The organism is Nocardioides sp., from assembly GCF_035429765.1.
Taxonomy (GTDB): Bacteria; Actinomycetota; Actinomycetes; order Propionibacteriales; family Nocardioidaceae; genus Nocardioides.
Genome location: NZ_DAOMFK010000043.1, coordinates 1 through 18342, shown reverse-complemented (window position 1 = coordinate 18342; position 18342 = coordinate 1). Strand labels below are relative to the sequence as shown.

The 18342-nt window shown below is 73.3% G+C and carries 15 protein-coding genes; 4 read left to right on the top strand and 11 right to left on the bottom strand.

Going from position 1 to position 18342, the window contains the following annotated elements; genetic code table 11:
- Window positions 1–228: 228 nt before the first annotated feature.
- From PLP61_RS06520 to PLP61_RS06480, 9 genes are all read right to left on the bottom strand, one after another.
- On the bottom strand, window positions 229–1740 hold the full coding sequence (locus tag PLP61_RS06520; protein ID WP_324501552.1) for a lipopolysaccharide biosynthesis protein: 1512 nt from the start codon (window positions 1738–1740) through the stop codon (window positions 229–231).
- On the bottom strand, window positions 1733–3184 hold the full coding sequence (locus tag PLP61_RS06515; protein WP_324501550.1) for a Wzz/FepE/Etk N-terminal domain-containing protein: 1452 nt from the start codon (window positions 3182–3184) through the stop codon (window positions 1733–1735). Before PLP61_RS06515 ends, PLP61_RS06520 begins: the two co-directional genes overlap by 8 nt.
- A gap of 80 nt (window positions 3185–3264) precedes the next feature.
- Window positions 3265–4002 (bottom strand): YveK family protein, encoded by a 738-nt coding sequence (locus PLP61_RS06510; protein ID WP_324501548.1) that lies wholly within the window; start codon window positions 4000–4002, stop codon window positions 3265–3267.
- On the bottom strand, window positions 3995–4855 hold the full coding sequence (locus PLP61_RS06505) for a sulfotransferase family protein (RefSeq protein ID WP_324501547.1): 861 nt from the start codon (window positions 4853–4855) through the stop codon (window positions 3995–3997). The genes PLP61_RS06510 and PLP61_RS06505 overlap by 8 nt, the downstream gene beginning before the upstream one ends.
- Window positions 4852–6027: a hypothetical protein gene (locus PLP61_RS06500; RefSeq protein ID WP_324501545.1), complete on the bottom strand. Its 1176-nt coding sequence runs from the start codon at window positions 6025–6027 to the stop codon at window positions 4852–4854. The genes PLP61_RS06505 and PLP61_RS06500 overlap by 4 nt, the downstream gene beginning before the upstream one ends.
- The gene (locus tag PLP61_RS06495) at window positions 6024–7397 is read right to left on the bottom strand and encodes a hypothetical protein (RefSeq protein ID WP_324501543.1); all 1374 of its coding nucleotides are present in this window, start codon (window positions 7395–7397) and stop codon (window positions 6024–6026) included. Before PLP61_RS06495 ends, PLP61_RS06500 begins: the two co-directional genes overlap by 4 nt.
- Complete coding sequence (locus tag PLP61_RS06490) at window positions 7394–8230, bottom strand: sulfotransferase family protein (RefSeq protein WP_324501541.1); 837 nt, start codon at window positions 8228–8230, stop codon at window positions 7394–7396. Before PLP61_RS06490 ends, PLP61_RS06495 begins: the two co-directional genes overlap by 4 nt.
- Window positions 8227–9186 (bottom strand): glycosyltransferase family 2 protein, encoded by a 960-nt coding sequence (locus tag PLP61_RS06485; RefSeq protein WP_324501539.1) that lies wholly within the window; start codon window positions 9184–9186, stop codon window positions 8227–8229. Before PLP61_RS06485 ends, PLP61_RS06490 begins: the two co-directional genes overlap by 4 nt.
- The gene (locus PLP61_RS06480) at window positions 9183–10220 is read right to left on the bottom strand and encodes a sulfotransferase (protein WP_324501537.1); all 1038 of its coding nucleotides are present in this window, start codon (window positions 10218–10220) and stop codon (window positions 9183–9185) included. Before PLP61_RS06480 ends, PLP61_RS06485 begins: the two co-directional genes overlap by 4 nt.
- Window positions 10221–10413: 193 nt before the next feature.
- On the opposite strand from PLP61_RS06480, the gene PLP61_RS06475 reads away from it, so the two are divergent.
- Window positions 10414–11406 (top strand): hypothetical protein, encoded by a 993-nt coding sequence (locus tag PLP61_RS06475; RefSeq protein ID WP_324501536.1) that lies wholly within the window; start codon window positions 10414–10416, stop codon window positions 11404–11406.
- Between the two features lie 127 nt (window positions 11407–11533).
- Here PLP61_RS06475 and PLP61_RS06470 read toward each other — a convergent pair whose 3' ends face one another.
- Entirely contained in the window at window positions 11534–12409 is an 876-nt protein-coding gene (locus tag PLP61_RS06470; RefSeq protein WP_324501534.1) for a sulfotransferase, read from the bottom strand.
- A gap of 11 nt (window positions 12410–12420) precedes the next feature.
- Complete coding sequence (locus PLP61_RS06465; protein WP_324501532.1) at window positions 12421–16104, bottom strand: PKD domain-containing protein; 3684 nt, start codon at window positions 16102–16104, stop codon at window positions 12421–12423.
- A 160-nt stretch (window positions 16105–16264) separates the two neighbouring features.
- Between PLP61_RS06465 and PLP61_RS06460 the strand changes: the two genes are divergently transcribed.
- The 3 genes from PLP61_RS06460 (at window position 16265) to PLP61_RS06450 (ending at window position 18142) form a co-directional block, all read left to right on the top strand.
- The gene (locus PLP61_RS06460) at window positions 16265–17029 is read left to right on the top strand and encodes a 3'(2'),5'-bisphosphate nucleotidase CysQ (RefSeq protein WP_324501530.1); all 765 of its coding nucleotides are present in this window, start codon (window positions 16265–16267) and stop codon (window positions 17027–17029) included.
- A gap of 10 nt (window positions 17030–17039) precedes the next feature.
- Entirely contained in the window at window positions 17040–17894 is an 855-nt protein-coding gene (locus PLP61_RS06455) for an FkbM family methyltransferase (protein WP_324501528.1), read from the top strand.
- Between the two features lie 110 nt (window positions 17895–18004).
- Window positions 18005–18142 (top strand): hypothetical protein, encoded by a 138-nt coding sequence (locus PLP61_RS06450; RefSeq protein ID WP_324501526.1) that lies wholly within the window; start codon window positions 18005–18007, stop codon window positions 18140–18142.
- Window positions 18143–18342 lie beyond the last annotated feature (200 nt).

Here is an 18342-nt window from a genome sequence, read left to right as displayed (position 1 = left end):
CGCACCAGGTCCCACCGCACGCCGCCCCGAGCGCGCGCCCGGTCGTCGGCTGACCGGCGCTCTTCTGACCGGCGCTCGCGGGGCCGCCCCGCCGCGCCCCGCCACTCCCGGCTACTGGTGCGTACGACGTACCAGGTGCGTCGTACGCACCAGTAGCCGAGCGGCTGCGCAGGCGCACCTCCGCCCGTGCCCGCAGCCGTGGGACTTCGCCCACTGAACGGGCGCAGCTCAGGTCGCCTGCGGCTGGCGGCCGCGACGCCGGCGTACCGCCCCGGCCAGCTCGGGCAGCCGCAGCGGGCGACGGCAGGTGTGCAGCAGGGCCAGGTAGACCAGGCCACCGAGCACCACCAGCACCGCCTGCGCCGTGAGGGAGTCCACGCCCGCCAGCCGGGCCAGCAGCGGGGGGACCGCGAACGCGGCCACGGCGAGCCCTGCCGCCAGGGCCGTGTGCCGGTCCGCGGCGCTGCCGAGGATCGGCCGGATCTGCCAGGTGGGCAGCGCGTTGGAGACCACGATCGCGACGCTCCACGCGAGTGCGGCGCCGGTGATGCCGACCACCGGCACGAGGGTCAAGTTCAGCAGCAGGTTGGTGACCAGCGCGGTCATGTTGTTGACCAGGCTCTGGGCGCTGCGGCCCAGCATCAGCAGCGCGATGTCCACGGGCCCGGCCGCGGTGCCGATGAGCATGCCGAGCGCCAGGATCACCACCACCGGGGTCCCGGACTCGTAGTCGCGACCGAAGAGCAGCAGCACCAGCCCGGGCGCCACCGCGCACACCAGGTACAACGGCCAGGCGATCACCACGTTCCAGGTGGTCGCGGTGCGCAGGGCGAGGCTCGCCGACGGGATGCGGTCGGCGGCCACCAGGCGGGCGATCTGCGGACCCACCATCTGCTGGATCCCCTTGATCCCCTGCAGCCCGGCGGCGACGAACCGGGAAGCCGCGGTGTACACGGCAGCGGCGCTGGGCCCGGCCAGCGCCGCCACGATCGGGATGTCGGCGCGGCGGATGCCGATCTGCGCAATCTGGGTGACCGCTCGCGGACCGTTGAACGCCCACAGCTCGCGGCGGACACCGACCACGGCCGGCGATCGCGGAGACACCCAGGCGGCCACGCCCCGCTGGCGGCAGAGCCGACGGAACGCCACGGTGCCGGCCACGCTCGACACGGCGTACGGCGTGACCCACGCCAGCCCCAGCCACAGCACGTCGTCGCTGCGCAGCGCCACCAGGAGGGCGAGCAGCGGCTGCAGTCCCTGGCGCAGCAGGCTCTCGACGAGCACGGTGGGACGGACCGTGCCCAGGCCGCGGGTGGCCGCGAGCACGAGGTTGGACACCGCACCGAAGGGCAGGAACAGCGCGAACAGCCGGGCCAGCTGGACCAGCGGTCCGTCACCGAGCAGCGGGAGCAGGAACCACAGGCCGGCTGCGGCACCGACCGAGATCACCACGACCGGGGCCAGAGTGGCCACCAGGACCCCTGCGACATGGTCGCTGTCGGCCTCCTCCGAGCGCATCGCCACGAAGCGGACCAGCCCGATGTCCGAGCCGAGGGTCACCACTGCGAGGGCGATGAGGAACAGGGAGGTGACGGTGAAGACCACGCCGACGTCGGCCTTGGGGAAGGCCCGGGCCGCGATCGTGATGAACGCCAGGCCGCCCAGCCCGGTGATCACCGAGGCCAGCAGGCCACCGAGGCCGCCACGGGCGAGCCGGTGGAGCTCCCGGCTCTCACTCATCGACGGCGGCGGACGCCTCGTGCTTGGGTCGTCGCTGTGCCGCCGCGGGGTGGACCGCCACGACGCCCAGGGTCTGCGTCCCGGTCGTGCGGGCCCAGGTCAGACTGCGGTCCAGCTCGTCGCGGGTCGTGCTGCCCAGCACGACCAGCGGGACCCAGTAGCGGCAGGCGCCGACCGTCGCCCGTCCTGGCGTGCGCTCGGTCCCGCTGCCCCGGACCACCACCCACGGGAACCGCTGCATCGCGTGCTCCAGCAGCGCTTCCATGCGCGCGCTGCCGTAGAGCCGGGCGGCCTCCTCGGGGTGCTGTCCCGCGCTCAGCGTGGCCACCGCACCCGGGGTGGGCGAGAGCTGGTCCCCCAGCTCGGCGGTGTTCAGGGCCTCGGACAGCCCCGGCTCCTTCGTCGCCACCCCCACCGCGTCGACGAGCAGCACCGCCGACTCGCCCTGGGCCAGGGCGCTGGCGAGGTCCTCGGCGAAGGGCACCTCGGCCGGCGGGGTGGTGACCGCGCTCACCGCGACGGTGCTGGGCCGCTCGACGCGGCGGTTGAGGACGGCGCCCACCATCAAGGCGGCGTCGGACGGTCCGCTGCCGACGGTGTGCTCCGTCGCCGGGCCCAGGCGGCCCAGGACCGGGATGCCCAGGTACTCCAGGTCGTCCACGCTGCGCAGCAGGCCCCGTCGGCGCTCGCGCAGCACGGCCCAGAGGAGGCCGAGCGCGAGCCCGACCACCGCCCCGGCCAGCGCCGCCGCCCAGACGGGCAGGCTCAGCCCGGTCGCCTTCGAGGAGGGCTTGGCGAGGATCTCGCCGGAGCTGGAGGAGTCGCCCGCGTCCAGGGACGCCAGCTGCAGGCGGAGGTTGAGCAGCTGCCCGCCGAGCGCCTTCACCTGCGCGTCGAGGTTGCCCCGACCCTCGCGGCGCAGCTGGTCGAGCCGGGTGGTCAGCTCGTCGATGCGCTTCTCGAGCGCAGTTCGGCGGCTGTCCAGGTAGGCGGTGCGCCGCTCGGCACGGTAGTCCAGGAAGCTCTGCGCGTACTGCCCGGACACCGCCTTCGCGACGGCGGCGTCGGCGTTGCCGTAGGTGATCTTGATGATCTGCGTGTTGGGGGTGACCGCCACCGACAGTCCCTTGCCCACGTTGGGCTTGCCGAACCTGGCGTCGAGGTCCTCTCGCACCTGCTGCTCGATGACGTCGGAGCTGACCACCTGCGCCTCGGTCTCCAGGTTGGTCAGGTCACTGCCCTGGGTTCCCGGGCTGTACGGGTTGCCCTCCAGCGGGAGCAGCAGGACCCGGGTGCTCGACGAGTACTCCTGCGGCACCACCAGCGCCGCGGCGGCGCCGAGGGCGGCGAAACCCAGGGTCATCAGCACGACCAGCAGGAGATGGGCACGGACCGCAGCCGCCAGGTTCACCCGCGCCGGCGCAGCGGGGTCGGGTGCGTCCATGGCGTTGTCAGTCCTCCCGCGTGTCGGTCGCGTGAAGCATACAGGCGGGCGGGTGCCCGCCGCGGGTGAACGGGCCGCGGTCAACCGCGACGTCGACCGAGCAGTGTGGAGAGGATCCCGACCACCAGGCCCAGGACGAACCCGCTGGCCACGAACACCTCGACCTGGCCCGGGCGGTACTCCACGGGATCCGCCCGGAGGATCACCGTCGAGGTGGGATTGTTCGTGGTGGTGGCCGCGTCCAGCCGTCGCTGGAGCGTCTCCGCGGTGTCCAGGAGCCCTCCCGCGGGTGAGCCCTCCAGCACCTGCTGCTGCGCCTGGGCGCGGACCAGGGCGGCTCGGTTCTTCAGCAGCCGGACGCGGTCGCGGTCCAGCTCGAGGGCGACTCGCTGCTGGTCCAGGAGGCTCTTCGTCGCGGCGTTGGCGCCGGCGACGGCCTGCCTCTGGGAGTCCCCGCGCACCTGGATCACCAGCCCCCGGGAGCCGGGCTTGGCCGAGATCTCCATCCGGGCGTCGGCGGACTCGGGACTGACGCGCATCGCCTCCGAGATGGCTCCGAGGGCCTGGTCCGAGCGCAGCAGGGCGGCGGTGGTGTCCAGGGTGACCAGGGTCGGTCGCTCCTCGTCACTGCTCAGCGAGAGGTAGCTCAGCTGCGGGGAGAGGGCGACGACCGACGTGGCGACGTAGCGGTGCGGCAGGCTCCAGAAGAGGGCCGCGCCGATGACCGCGCCCAGCAGGGCGGTGACGGTGAGTCGCACCCCGTGCCTGCGGACGTGGGAGGTGTAGTCGGCGAGCCGGGGCAGCGGGTGCTCAGTCATGCGCGGCCTGCCGCCAGAAGGGCTGGTGGCCCAGCAGGGTGCCGAGCGCCTCGTCGTGCGGGGTGTAGTGCGCGCGCAGCCACTCCGCCGCACCCGGGTCGAGACCTGAGCCGGGCCGGGCGTTGTAGCGCTCGAAGCTCTCCGGCAGGAACGGGTCGAGGTCCAAGAACTCCACGATGCGCTGGTACTCGGCCTGGGGCGTCGCGAAGAACGACTCGCTCTCGACGACCAGGACGCGGTCCCGGCCCAGACCCTCGACGAAGGGCGCGAGGAGCCGGGCGTACTCGCCGCGTCGCCGGTAGGCGTGGTGCCGGTGGTTGAAGCTCTGGTAGCCGGGGTCGGCGCGCATCAGCTCGACCTCGCCCTCGAGGCGGGCGTCCTCCAGCTCCAGGGCGCGGGCGAACGAGCGCTCCCACTCGAACCCGCGGGCCAGCTCGTGCTTGTACGCCGACCAGGCGCGCTCGACCGGGTCGCGCACCATCGCGATGACCCGGACGTCGGGCAGGTCGCGCACGATCCGCTCCGGGGCCAGCGGGTGGAACATGTAGTAGCCACTCGCGTCGAACACCCGGATCCGCGGGTCGGTGCCGCGGACGGGGAAGTGGCCGCGGTACCACGCCTCGCCGCGGTCGTAGTGCAGGTCGAAGTAGTTGACGCCCTTGTGCAGCTGTGGGCGCAGGACCTGGGGGTGCGCCATCAGCGCCCGGAACAGCGAGGTGGTCCCGCAGCGCTGGCCACCCACCACGAGGAAGTCGGGCAGGGGGCGGCGGGAGGCGGTCCGCTCGCCCCACCACACGCCGGCCCGGCGTCCCTGGACGCGGAGCCCGACCGGCGCCATCTTGCGGAGGTTCACGCGGGCGCTCCTTGTTCCACTCGTGCGGTCGTCACCCGGAGCAGCCGGATCACCCAGTCCAGGCGCGCCGCCACCGAGGATACGTGCTCACGGCGCAGGTCACGCGCGTACCGGCGACCCACCACGAGCAGGTAGAGCGCCAGCAGCGGGTGGGTGAGCGCCGGGTCGAGCCCGCACCTGGACAGCTGGCCCGGCAGCTCGTGGAGCAGTCGCTCCTCGCCCGGCCCGGGGTCGGCCGCCTGGACGAAGGAGGACTCGAAGTGCACGACGTCGTGGCCCGCGGGCAGGTCGGTCGCGAAACGCTCCCAGTCCCAGGCCTCCAGCACGCCGCCGGTCCAGGCCATGTTCCACGGCGTCCAGTCACCGTGGGCCGCCCCCAGCGGCAGGCGGCGGTCGCCGAGCGCCTCGCGCAGGCGCTCCGCCAGGGGGAGGAGCTCGCCGCCGGGCCGGCCCAGCTCCTCGGGGGGCACCGACCCGGTGAACACCGACGAGGCGCTCACGGGCAGGTCGCTCCGGGCGCCCACCGAGAACAGCGTGCGGGTGGGCCCCACGGGCAGGGCGGCGGGCTGCCGGTGGGACGCGGGTCCGGCCAGCGGGCTGGTGACCAGGACGGCGCGGTCCCGCCACGTCCCGGACCGCAGCACCTGGGGCGGCCGCAGGCCGGGCAGGTCGACCTGGGCCAGGTGGGTCAGGGCGGCCGCCTCGTGCCGCACCAGCTCGGTGGCCAGCGGCGTACTCCCGACCTTGGCGTAGCCCCAGGTGGTCCCGGCCGGGGTGAAGACCCGAAGCACCGGCTTGCGGTTGGCCCGCGGCGGTCCGCTGAGCACGCCCAGCCGGTAGCCGTCCGCGCCGCCGACCCAGCGCGCCAGCTCGGTGAGGGCCGGGTCGTCGACCAGCAGGCGAGGAACAGGCAACGTCCCCAGGAGCCCGGTGGTCAGGGCCAGGGAGACCGCCTGCTTGGCGGCGACAGCGCGGCGCCCGCGGGCCCGGCGCTCCGCGACCATCACCCCCGCCCAGCGCTCCAGCGGCACCAGCAGCTGGGGCCGCTCGGGCGAGGGCAGGCACAGGTACGCCGGGGCGCCCGCGGAGCGTCGGACCAGCCGGGCGCGTCCCGGGTCCACGCCCAGCTCGGTGAGCAGCTGGGCGAGGGGCGAGGGCAGGGGCGTGCTCATCGGCGGGTCTGCCCGAGCAGCGGTGGGGGAGCGTGGTCCCGGGCGGCCAGGCCGACCGTCATCATCGTCACCAGCATCGGCAGGTCCAGCGCGTCGTAGAAGAGGAAGTAGAACATGCTGGCCAGCAGCACGGTCGAGGCGACCAGCCCCAGCTGGGTGGTACGCCGGGCGTTGAGCACGAAGTGCCACAGCAGGAAGGCCATCAGCAGCGCCGCTCCCACGAACCCGGTCATGAACACCAGCCCCCACAAGAACCCCTGGGTACCCAGCGGAGGGGCGTCGCACTGGTGGCAGCCGGGCGGTCCGGTCCCGGCGAGCGAGGTGAAGTTGCCGACCATCTGCCGGGTCCCGCCGTACCCGAGCACCGGGGAGCTCTCCCAGGTGGTGCGGAAGACCTCACCGACCGTCGCCTGACGCCGCTCGTCGCTGTGCGGGGTCGCGATCCGGGTGGCGATCGTGGTGCCCAGCGGGGTGAGCACCAGGCTCACCAGGACCACCACGGTGGCGACGCTGCCGACGGCCAGGGCCCGGACGTCCCCGGCCACGAGCCGGCGGCCGACCAGCCAGGCGGCCGAGAGCGCCAGGCCGAGCCACAGCCCGCGGTTGAGGGAGTAGACCACGGGCACGAACGACACGGCCAGGATCAGCGGGGCGACGTAGCGGCGGCGTCCGGCCGCCCGCCCGAACCAGCTGAACAGGAAGAAGGGGAGGAGCAGCCCGTAGGCGTTGCCCCACGTGTTGGGGTAGGAGTACGGCGCGGTGACGCGGGGCTGGGTGTAGCCCAGGAACCGCGACGACAGGGCGACCCGCGGGTGGAACAGGGCGTTCATGAACTCCTGCCGGGTGACCGAGTCGGGCAGGAACAGCTCCAGCACCGAGGGGAAGTCGAGGTGGGGGAGCAGCACCCCGAGCAGGCCACCGGCCGTGGTCACCAGGAACTGGAAGCCGAGCATCCGGTAGATCCGCTGCGCGGTGAGCCGGGTCCGGTCGGCGTTCAGGACGTAGAGACACGCGATGGTGACCGAGGCGTACCACAGCGCGCGGTAGCTGAACCCGACCAGGGGCCCGAGCCCGCTCTTCTCCTCCGTGCCCGGGACCTGGACCCACAGCATCGAGACTCCGACGGCGACCCACACCAGGAACAGGGCGTAGATCCCGAACCCCTGCGGCACCCGGATCCGGCGGTGGCGCAGCAGCGTCCACAGCATCGGGACCGCGAGCAGGAAGATGGCCACCTTCGAGATGCCCAGCACCCACCAGAGCGGGTAGAGGTAGAAGTACGCCGCGAGCGGCCAGTACTCGTCGACCCGCGGGCGCCGCACCGGACGGCGGGCCCGGCGTGGGGGCACCTGCAGGTAGGTCCCGGTCACGGCCATCCCCACCGGTCCCGCAGGGCCAGGCCGTAGTCGCTCTCGAGCCGGTCCAGCTCCCCGCCGAGCTCGGCGCGGATCAGGTCGACCGCCTCGGGGTCGGGCCGCAGCGCACCCTTGTCCAGCGGCCGGTAGAGCACCCGCTGCACCAGCGGCGAGCGCTTGACCGCGCCCACCACCCGCGCGCCGTTGTGCTCGCGCACCCAGTCGGCGGTCCGGCGTACCGTGTGCGCCACCCGGACCGAACGGGCGCTGGCCGCGGACAGCCGGGCGGCCCGTTCCTCCTCGCGCAGCGGCATCCGGTCGATGCCGAGGAAGTCGGTCGTGGCGTCGAGGAACGCCTGCGGGTCCGCGGAGAGGTCGTCGAAGACCGCGAGGTGGAGGGCGGAGCGGGGGAAGCGCGCCGTGAACCGGTCCAGCCCGGTGGCGTAGCGGCTGTGCTCGAGCAGGTAGTCCTCGGTGCGCAGCGCGGCCATGAAGTCCGCCGGGCCGACGCCGTGCTTGCGCGCGTAGAGGAACGAGGACCAGGCCCGCTCGACCGGGTCGCGCAGCGACACCATGAACCGTGGCTCGGTGAGGACCGAGGCGATCCGCTCCGCGGCCAAGGGGTGGAAGAGGTAGTCCTGGCAGATCTCGCCGACCACCGGCTCGTCCCGGGCGGACCGGAACTGGTCGGCGTACCAGGCGACGCCACGGTCGAAGTACCGGTCGAAGAAGTAGAGGTCCTTCGCGGGGCTCAGGTAGACCTGAGGGTGCCGGATGAGCGTCTCGTGCAGCCAGGAGGAGCCCGCCTTGTCCGGACCGATGTAGAGGAAGTTCGGCAGCCGGCTCACGAGACCCCCCGGCCGAAGCGGCGGGCGAGGGTCAGCACCTGCTGCGGGTCGACGCCGGTGCCGGCGCTGAGGAGGCCGAGCCAGGCGTGCGGGGCCAGCGGGTAGGCGCGCAGCCCGCGGCCGGCGTAGGTGAGCGCCGTTCGGCGCTCACCGGCGGTGCCGTGGGCGTAGGCGATCTGGCCGAGGATCCGGGCGTGCCCGCGCGGGTTGCGAGCGAAGTCGGGGTGCTTGGCCAGCAGGTACTCCAGCGCCTCCGCGGTGTTCACCGCCCGGCCGCGGAACCACGAGGGCACGTCCTTGCGGATGTCGGCGAGCACCTCGGTGACCACGCCGACCCGGCCGACGCGGGAGGCTCGCAGCAGCCAGTCGTAGTCCTCGCCGTAGCCGTGCGGGAGCTGCTCGTCGTACTCCCCGGCCTTGGCGAAGGCGCGCCGGCGGATCGCGAGCGTCGAGCTGTGCAGCTCCTTCACCCGGTTCTCCAGGAGCCGGTCGTGGCTGACCAGCTCCTGGCTCCCGGGCCAGTCCACGTCGCGGTCGCCCATCAGCAGCCGGATGCCGGTACCGACGGCCAGCAGGCGCGGGTCGGCCTCCAGTCGCTCGACCTGGCGGCGGATCTTCTCGGGGTGCCACAGGTCGTCGTCGTCACAGCTGGCGACGATCTCCCCGCTGGTGTGGCGGACCCCGCAGTTGCGTGCCCCGGCGAGCCCCGGCGTCCCGTCGTTGGTGATCGCGGACACCCGCCGGCCCTCCCGGCCCAGCTCGGCCAGCGTCGCGTCGGCCTCCTCCCGGTCGTGCACGACCAGGATCTCCATCGGCCCGGCGTAGTCCTGGGCCACGATCGTCGCCAGGGTCTCGCGCAGCAGCTCCGGGCGCCCGCGGGTGGGGATCACCACGGACACCAGCGGCAGCGTCGAGGCGGTCCCGGGTCCCGTCGGGTCAGCCGTCTGCCTGGTCATCCTCGCTCCGCCCTGCTGCTCGTGTGCGGCTCCGTCCCGCGCGGTCGCGCCGGCGGGTACCCGTAGGCCATCAGCCAGGGAAGCGTAGCCGTGGTGACGACCCGCCGGTCCCGCGCCGGCATGGCCCGCTGCCACTCCACGTCGGCGGACAGCTCGATCCGCCCGTGGCGGAACCGGCTGGGGTTGCCGGAGAGGCCGTGGCTGGCCGCCAGGGTGACGGCGTGCTCGCCGACGTGGTCGAGGCCGCCGTCCGGGAGCGGGAGGCCGAGACCGTGCACGAGCTCGAGCACCGCGCGGCGCGGCCGCGCGACGAGGTCCTCGTAGCGCAGCCGGCGGGTGGGGACCCCGGCCACCGAGCCGATGAGGGCCATCTCGGTCTGCAGGGCAGCCCACTGCGCCGCCGAGCGTGACGCGCTGATCGACCACATCGGCCGCGGGTCGGTGCCGGACTGGGGCCGCTCCACCTGCCGCCGGGACCACGAGTAGGCCACCCCGCGAGGGTCGCGGACGAGGTTGACCATGCCGAGCGTGTAGCCCTTGCCCGGACCGTGGGGCAGGCTCAGCCCGAGCGCCAGGCCGTGCGCCGGACCCTTGCTCGCGTCCACCACCACCGTGGCCCCCGCGGCGCGGGCGACAGCCCGGTAGATCCGTCCGTAGCCCTCCTGGTACGCCGCCACGCGACGTGCCAGCTCGCTGCCGGGGGCGCCTCCGCGGGCCAGCCTCAGCAGCTGGGGCACCTGTCGCTGGCGCGCCACGTCCAGCCGCAGGCCGGCCAGTCGGGCGAGCGTCTCGTCGGACCAGCCGCCGAAGGCGTCCTGTCCGACCCGGCTCCAGAACGGGCAGTCGGTGAACCTCTCGCCGCACCCGCACAGCTCCCGGTGCGGGTACACCGACCGGGGCAGGTCGACGAGCTCCCCGACGTTCACCCACCCCGGGACGGCCCCCAGGATCCGCTCGAGCAGCGTGCTGCCGGAGCGGCCGAACCCGCCGAGGTAGACCACGTGCGGGCACGAGACGGACACGGTGTCACCCATGCTCGTCTCCCCCCGGAGGTCCCTTGGTCGGCCCGGCGGCCGCCCGTCTCGCCATGGTAGTGCGCGGTTTCCCCGCCCGGGCGGGGAAACCGGCACCTGGCACAGGAAGCAACCCCCCACAAGTGAGAGTTTCGGTCACTCGGTGTGACGGAAGTGGCGGGAGCCGCTGAACGCCTGGTGCAACAATCGTTGGATGGGGGAGACCGGCTCTGCAGGCGAGGTGCCGGGCAGCAGGCTGTCCCGACGTACCCTGCTCGCCACGGCCGCGACCTCCGCGCTCGTGCTCGGCGGCTGCCGGGCCGACGGCGAGGAGCCCCGCCCGGGAGCCCGGTCGAGCACCCCCGCCGACCCCGGCCGATTCCCCGGCGACCCCGGACCGGGCCGGCTCTACCTCGGCGCGAGCCTGGGCAGCCTCGAGCCCGCTGCGGCCCGGCCCGATCTGGGCGGTGCCGCGATGAGCATGACGCGGCGCTTCTACCGTGCCGACCAGGTGCCCCTGATGGCCGAGGCGGCGCGCGGCGACGTGTCCGCGGGCATCCTGCCGTTCGTCTCCTCGAAGCTGCCGGGGAGCTGGGCGGCGGTGGCCCGCGGGGAGTACGACGCGTGGCTGGACGACGTGCTCGGCACCCTGGCCGACGTGGACGCCCCGGTTCTCCTCGCGCTGCACCACGAGCCGGAGAACGACGTTGGCCCGGACCACTCCCGGCAGGACTGGGTGGCTCTCCAGCAGCGGGCCCTCGCCCGCGCCGAGGGGACCCCGGTGACGGTCGTGCCCGTGCTGATGACCTGGACCTTCCGGCACCACCTCTCGCAGCGCGACCCGCAGGGCTGGCTCGTTCCGGGGGCACCGTTGCTGGGGGTGGACCTCTACAACCCGTGGCAGCCGACCCGGCCGAGTCCCTGGGTGGAGTTCGCCGGGCTCCTGCAGCCCATCCGGGCCGTCGTCCCCGACCTGCCGCTGGTGGTGCCCGAGGTAGCCACCGCGCCGGACCCCGCCGATCCGATGCGGACAGCGCTCTGGCTGCGACGCGCGGTGCAGACCGCGGTCCAGCAGGACGTGGTCGGCATGGCCTGGTTCGACACCGAGACGCCCAACCACCACGACCGCCGTCTCGACGAGGCCGGGCGTCAGGAGCTCCAGCAGCTGCTCACCGGGCCGGAGATCGCGCGGCTCGGCGAGACCTGAACCGCGCCGGACGTCATCCGACGGAGCCGACGTCTGCACCGCACGTACGACGTGCGCGGGCTCCGCGGGAAAACAGCGACGGGTCGGCGGGAAAACAGCGACGGGTCGGCGGGAAAACAGCGACGGGTCAGGGGAGGGGGAGCCGCACCCGGTTCATCGCCTCGAGCACCGGGCCGGCGACCTCCTCGATGCGGGAGACCTCGGCCGGGTCGAGGTGGCGCCGCCACGACTCGGCGACCTGGGCCGGGTCGCGGTTGAGCCGGTGCAGGCCTTCGTCGGAAGCCGCGGATGGTCGACCGCCGGTCATCTCCGCGGCCGACCCCTCACCGAACCGCAGGCCCAGCTCGCCGAAGAGGACCCGGGCCGCGGAGGCCCCGCCCCCGGCGAGCTCGTGGTGGGCCACCACGACGGTCCCCGGAGCCAGAGGGAGGTCCGCCAGCGCCACGCCGTTGAGCACCGCCCAGAAGACGCCCATGCGCTCTGCCTCGCTCATCGCCTCCGCCCCCGCCTCCCACAGGGAATACACCAGCGGCCCGTGGTCCACGCCGCAGTCGAGCAGCCCGGCGATCTCGGCCAGGTCGGGGCGCCAGCCCATCCGGCGGTAGCTGGCCAGCACCGCCCCGGGGTGCCGGAACACCTGGACGGCCCGCGCGCCGGTCACCCGGCTGATCGCGGGCACCGACAGCATCGCGAACGGGTCCTTCACCACGACCCTGACCCCGGGGAGCGGTGCGCGCCACTGCCCGCGCCCGTAGCGACCGAAGGTGCGCGGGTTCCACCCGTGGTACGCCGTGCGCAGGGCCCAGCGCTGGCGACGGGTCGGCTCGGTGAGCCGGGTCCAGCCGGTCAGGGTCCCGCCCAGGGCGTACTGCCGGCCACGCGGGTTCATCGGCTCACGGCCGGCCAGCGCCGTCCTCGGGGCGCTGGCCAGCAGCCTCGCCAGCCAGGTGGTGCCCGACCGGGGGACCCCTGTCACCAGGAGGGGGCCGTGCGGTCGGGTCACCTCCGTGGTGGCTACGGCGCCACGGTCACCGTGCGGGTGACCGGTGCGGCCGCGCGGCCCCAGCCGTCGGACACGGTCATGGTGATCGTGTAGGTCCCGGCGGCGGCGTAGGTGTGCGAGCCGGAGGCCGTGGTTCCCACGGGCGTCCCGTCACCCCAGTTGAACGAGTACACCAGCGAGTCGCCGACGTTCGGGTCCGTCGACCCGGCGCCCGAGACGTTGCACACCAGCAGCACGCACGTCGGCGGCGGGAAGACCGCGGTCGGCGCCACGTTGGTGGGCGGCTCGCTGATGGTCACCGTCCCCGAGGCCGTCGAGGTGGCGCCGTACTCGTCCGTGGCCGTCACCGTCACGGTGAACGTCCCGGCCGTGGAGTAGATGCGGGTGGGCAGCGAGCCGGTCCCGGTCGTGCCGTTGCCGAACGACCAGGCGTACGTCACGGTCGCGGCGTCCTCGTCGGTCGTTCCCCGGGCGTCGAAGGTGCAGGAGTTCTGCACGCACGAGGTCGTGAAGGACGCCACCGGCGGCAGGTTCCCCGCCGGTGCCGCGACGGTGACCGTCGAGTCCGTCGACACGGGGTACTGCCCGTGCTTGTCGACCGGCCGCACCTTCACCGTGTAGCTGCCAGCCGGGATGGCCGGGGTGGTGTAGGAGTAGTTCGAGCCGGGCGAGCCGGGGCTGTTGAGGAACGTCGTGATCCACCGCTCGGTGCTGCTGAACGAGCCGTTGGAGGACATGTACTGCGCGGAGCCGTTCACGATGGCGACCTCGACCCGCGCCATCGCGACGTCGTCCTCGGCCCGGCCGCTGACGACGATCCGGGACTCACCGAAGGTGGTGCCGGACTGCGGGCTGCGCAGCGTCTCCACCAGGGTGGGATCGGCGTCCCCGGGGAACACCAGGTAGCGCGCCGTGGCGCCGGTGGTCGAGGTGTCCCACTGGCCGGAGCTGTCCACCGCGTAGGCGGTCACGCCGTAGTTGCCCGCGGCGGGCAGGTTGACCGGCAGCGTCCACGTGGTGCTCGTCGCGCCCGGCGAGGCAAGGGTCGCGTTGAGCGTCGCGAAGCCGGCAGCCAGCGTGCCGTCCGGCTGGACGTACTTGCTGGTCTCGCTGTCCTGCAGCGCGACCTTCACCGATCCCACGCCGAGGTCGTCGGTGGCGGTCCCGGCCAGGTCCAGGTGCAGCACCTCGATCGACTGGTCGGTCCCGGTGAAGTTGAGCAGCCCGTTGGGCGCCACGTCACCGGGGACGGCCACGTTGATGGTCAGACTGCCCCGGAACGTCGACGACGTGGTCAGGTCCTGGTGGTCGGTGGCGCGCACCGAGAAGGAGTAGATGCCCGGGGACAGGTTGAACGGCGTGGTGTAGGACCAGTTGTAGGACGTCTGGTTCATCCCCGCCGGGGAGACGCGGTAGCTGCCCGCCTGCACGCCGGTGCCCCAGGTGCCGTCCGAGGCGAGGTTCTCGCGGGTCACCGAGTTGCGCAGCGAGATCTCCACGCTGGCCAGGCCCTGGTCGTCCGCAGCGGTGCCACGGAAGGTGAGCGGGGCCCCGGGCGTCATCGTCAGCGCGGGCGAGGTCGTGGGCGGGATCACCGAGATCGGCTGGGTGATCGTCACCGTCGGCGGTGCTCCGCTCGTGTCGACGGTCCAGTCGCGGTTGGCCCAGCGCAGGTCGGACTGGCCGGCGGTGTCGATCGCCATCGCCCCCATCCGCCAGGCGCCCTCGTGGGGCAGGTTCACCTCGTAGCGCCAGGTGGCCGCGGTGGCGCCGACCACGTCGGGCTCGATACGGAACGTGGTGTACTCCGAGGTGAGCTGGCCGTCGGCGGTCACGTAGTTGTCGTTGGCGTCGCGCAGGTAGAGGCTGATCGCGTTGACGCCGAAGTCGTCCCTTGCGGTGCCGGAGGCGATGAACGTCGTCGAGGTGAGCAGGCTGCCCGACGGCGAGGTGATCGAGGTGTCGGGCGCCAGGTCGGAGAAGACGAACGTCTCGATCTTCTTGACCGCCTTGGTCGGGTCGTTGGTGCCGTTGGTGGCGAACGTCTTGGCCCGCAGGGTGAGCTTCTGGGTGGTCGGGATGGTGAGCGTCAGCGACCAGGCCCGCGTGCTGCCCGACGTCGCGCCCAGGGTCGCGTTGATGGTGTTGGACGCCCCCCAGGTGGTCAGGTCGTCCTGGAGGTAGCGTCCGCCGCCGTTGACGACCTCCACCTGCACGCGGCGTACGCCGCTGGGCGCGAGGGCCGTCCCCTGGATGGTGAACTGCTGGCCGCCCGGGATCACGCGGCCCTCGATCGGGCTGGTGATGGTGGTGTCGTTGGCCGAGGTGGTGACGGTGTTGAAGTCGTAGAAGGCGACCCGACCCGTGCGGATCCCGCCCTGCATCATGCCGTCGCCGCCGACGAACAGGCCGCGGCTGGTGGCCTCCATCGCCTTGTTGCCCTCGAAGGAGTTCGAGCCGGGGTTCCACTCCAGCGCCTTGCCGGTGGCCGGGTCGAGCGCGCCCAGGTGGTCGCGCCGGACGACCTCGTCGCCCAGGCCGTAGCCGGAGAGCCCCTGGCCGGTGCCGTAGCCGACGTTGTCCAGGCCCGGCCACGGGTCGCTGGCCGTCGGGGACTCGTTGAACTGGAAGTGCCCGCCGATGTAGACGGCCCTCTCGGTGATCGCCACCGAGTAGACGCTGTCGAAGCAGCGGGAGATCCACAGCGGCTGCTGGTTGTCGCCGCCGGTGAGCCGGAAGGCGATCGCGGTGTCGTTGATCGGCGGCCGGTCCCCGCCGGAGCCGCTGCCCACCACGAAGAAGGAGTCGTCGGGGGCGATGTCGCCGGAGTAGATCCGCTGGATGCCGCCGACGAACTGCAGGTTGTCCTCCCAGATCCGGCTGCGCCACGGCAGCAGCTGCTTGGAGGCGGTGTCGATCAGGCCGACGCCGTAGCGGTCCTGGCCGTCGATCTTGCGGGCGGTGTGGACCACCAGCAGCTTGCTGTTGTCGTGGGTGAGCTTGAGCTGCTGGACGGTGAGGGTGCCGTTGACGCCGATCCCACCGGAGAGCTGGTTGTCGAAGCCGAGGTCGACGGCACCGGTGCTCCCGTTGACGGCGGCCAGCCCGACCCGGGTGGTGCCGTTGATCTTGGTGAACCGGCCACCGGCGTACACCGTGGTGTCGGAGGCGGCGATCGCGTTGACCTGCCCGTTGCCCTGCGCGGTGAAGCCCGCGATCGGGGCGCCGGTGGTCAGGTTCAGCGAGGCCAGCTTGCGCTTGGAGACGCCGTTGACGGTGTTGAAGGTGCCGCCGACGTACAGCTTGGTCCCGTCCGGGGAGGCCTCGACAGCGTTGACGCCCCCGCCGCCGAACGTCGGCCGGAAGGTGGTGTCGATCAGCCCCGTGTTGATGTTGTACGCCGCGAGGAGGGCCTGGTTGACCGTCGTGGTGTTGCCCGAGGCCGTGTTGGTCAGGGAGGTGAACCCGCCGACGATGAAGACCCGGTTGCCGACGATCTCCATGTCCCAGATCTCCCCGCCGCTGATGCGCGGGGTGTTGTTGCGCGGGACGGAGGGCACCAGCGACGTGTGGCCGGGTCGGGGCTGGTCGGCTGCCGCGGCAGGTGGCGCCGTCGCCACCGAGACGACGGTGGCGGTCGAGGCTGCCAGCAGGACAGCCGAGAACGCCGTGATGGAACGCCTGACGAGCTTCATGGACGAGCCCCCCACATCTGCCACGGGCGTGCGCCGCCCCGGTGGCCCCCATGGCCAACGGCTCAACCCTAACCACCGCCTCCCCCGCGGGGAACCCTCGGGGGAGCCCGGAGCGAAGTGGTCTGGGCCATTCGCGCCGCGGACCTGCCAGACTCCTCCCGTGACCGATCTCGACCCCGCTCTGCTCGACGACCACCACCTCGCGGCCTGGCTGGCCTCCCGCGCGGGCGACCGCCTTCTGGAGGTGCGCGCCGAGGGCCTGGAGGGACGGGCGCTCAAGGACGCCGGCGACCTGGCCGCGCACGAGCTCCTGATGGCACTGCTGGCCAGGCACCGGCCCGGTGACGCCGTCCTCTCCGAGGAGGGACGGGACGACCTCGCCCGGCTGACCGCCGAGCGGGTCTGGATCGTGGACCCGCTGGACGGGACCCGGGAGTTCTCCGAGCCCCCGCGCGAGGACTGGGCCGTGCACGTGGCGCTGTGGGAGCGCGGGGCGCTGGTGGCCGGTGCCGTCGCGCAGCCGGCGTTCGGGGAGACCTTCAGCACCGCCGCCCCACCGCAGGTCCCCCCGAGCAGCGCGGCGCGCCCCCGGATCGCGGTGTCCCGCACCCGGCCCCCCGCGTTCGTGGAGGCCCTGGCCGCCGACCTGGACGCCGAGCTGGTGGCGATGGGCTCGGCAGGCGTGAAGGTCATCTCGGTGGTGCGCGACGTCACCGACGCCTACGTGCACGCCGGTGGGCAGTACGAGTGGGACAACGCCGCGCCGGTGGCGGTCGCCCGGGCGGCGGGGCTCCACTGCTCCAGGATCGACGGGTCGGAGCTGGTGTACAACCAGCGCGACGTCTCCCTGCCCGACCTGGTCGTGTGCCGGCCCGAGCTCGCGGAGCGGATCCTGGGCTTCGTCCGCGAGCACGGCGTGGGCTGAGGCGGGATCGATGGTGCGTCGACCCGGGCCCCGTCGGTTCGTGCCGCGCCGGCTGCTCCCGGGGCTGTGGGTGGTGGCGACCGGCCGCGCGCCGCAGTACCGGACCCGACAGGTGGGCCGGCCCGAGGCCCGGACGCAGCTGGTCTACGACGAGGGTGCCGCGCGCGCCCACATGCGCACGGTCCAGGCAGGGCTCGGGCGCTTCCTGAGCGCCGAGATGACCGTGTGGATGCTGGACCGCCTGGCCATCAACTGCGTCCTGGACGTCGGGGCCAACGTCGGTCAGTACGCCCGGCGGCTGCGGAACGGCGGCTACCAGGGCCGCATCGTATCCTTCGAGCCCGTTCCCGACTTCGCCGCCCGGCTGCGGAGGCGAGCCGGCAAGGACCCGGCGTGGCACGTGCACGAGCTCGCCCTCGGCGAGGCGGAGGCGACTGCCGAGATCCACGTCACCCCCGGACGGACGTTGAGCTCGCTGCTCCCGGCCAGCGACTTCGGCAAGAAGTGGTCCAGCGACCTGCGCGAGCCGCAGTCGCACACGATCCAGGTCCGGCGGCTCGACGGTGTGCTCGACGAGGCGGTGGCCGGGATCGAGCATCCTCGGATCTTCCTCAAGCTCGACACGCAGGGCTTCGACCTGCCCGCCTTCCGCGGTGCCGGCGACCGGCTTCCCGAGATCCTCGGCCTCCAGTCCGAGGTCGCCTGCCTGCCCCTGTACGAGGGCATGCCGCTGCTCGAGGAGCAGCTGGGCGAGTACCGGGCGGCGGGGTTCGATCTCGTGGGCATGTACCCCGTCTCCCGGCAGCGCTTCCGACTGGGGGTCATCGAGTACGACGCCCTGATGGTCCGCCCTCGCGGCACGTGACAACGCGCCGCCCGGGACGGCGTCATGGGCGGCGCCACCGACCGTCTCCTCTGTACCGGGCTGAGCGGCGGCCAGAGCCGCACCCGGTGCCGACGCGAGGAGGTCGGGCCATGTGGGACGTCGTCGAGGAGCATCACACCCTGCTGTCGCACGACCTGCCGTGCCTGGAGTGCGGCCACGCGGGACACACGTTCCTGCCCTGCTCCGAGACCTGCGACTGCCGGCCCACGGTGGCGGTGCGCGGCTGACCGGCTGACCGGGGCCCGTCGCCTGCGGCACCCGTACACTCGGGGGGTCCCCCTGCCGACCTCGGCCGGGGGCGTTCGTGCTGTGCCCACGCGTCGAGAGGCCCCCGTGACCGACCCCGGACCCGCCCCGGTCGCCCCCCGCCTGGCCGGCCTGGCCGCGCTCGTCCTCAAGCAGTCGACGCTGGCCGAGGCCCTGGCCG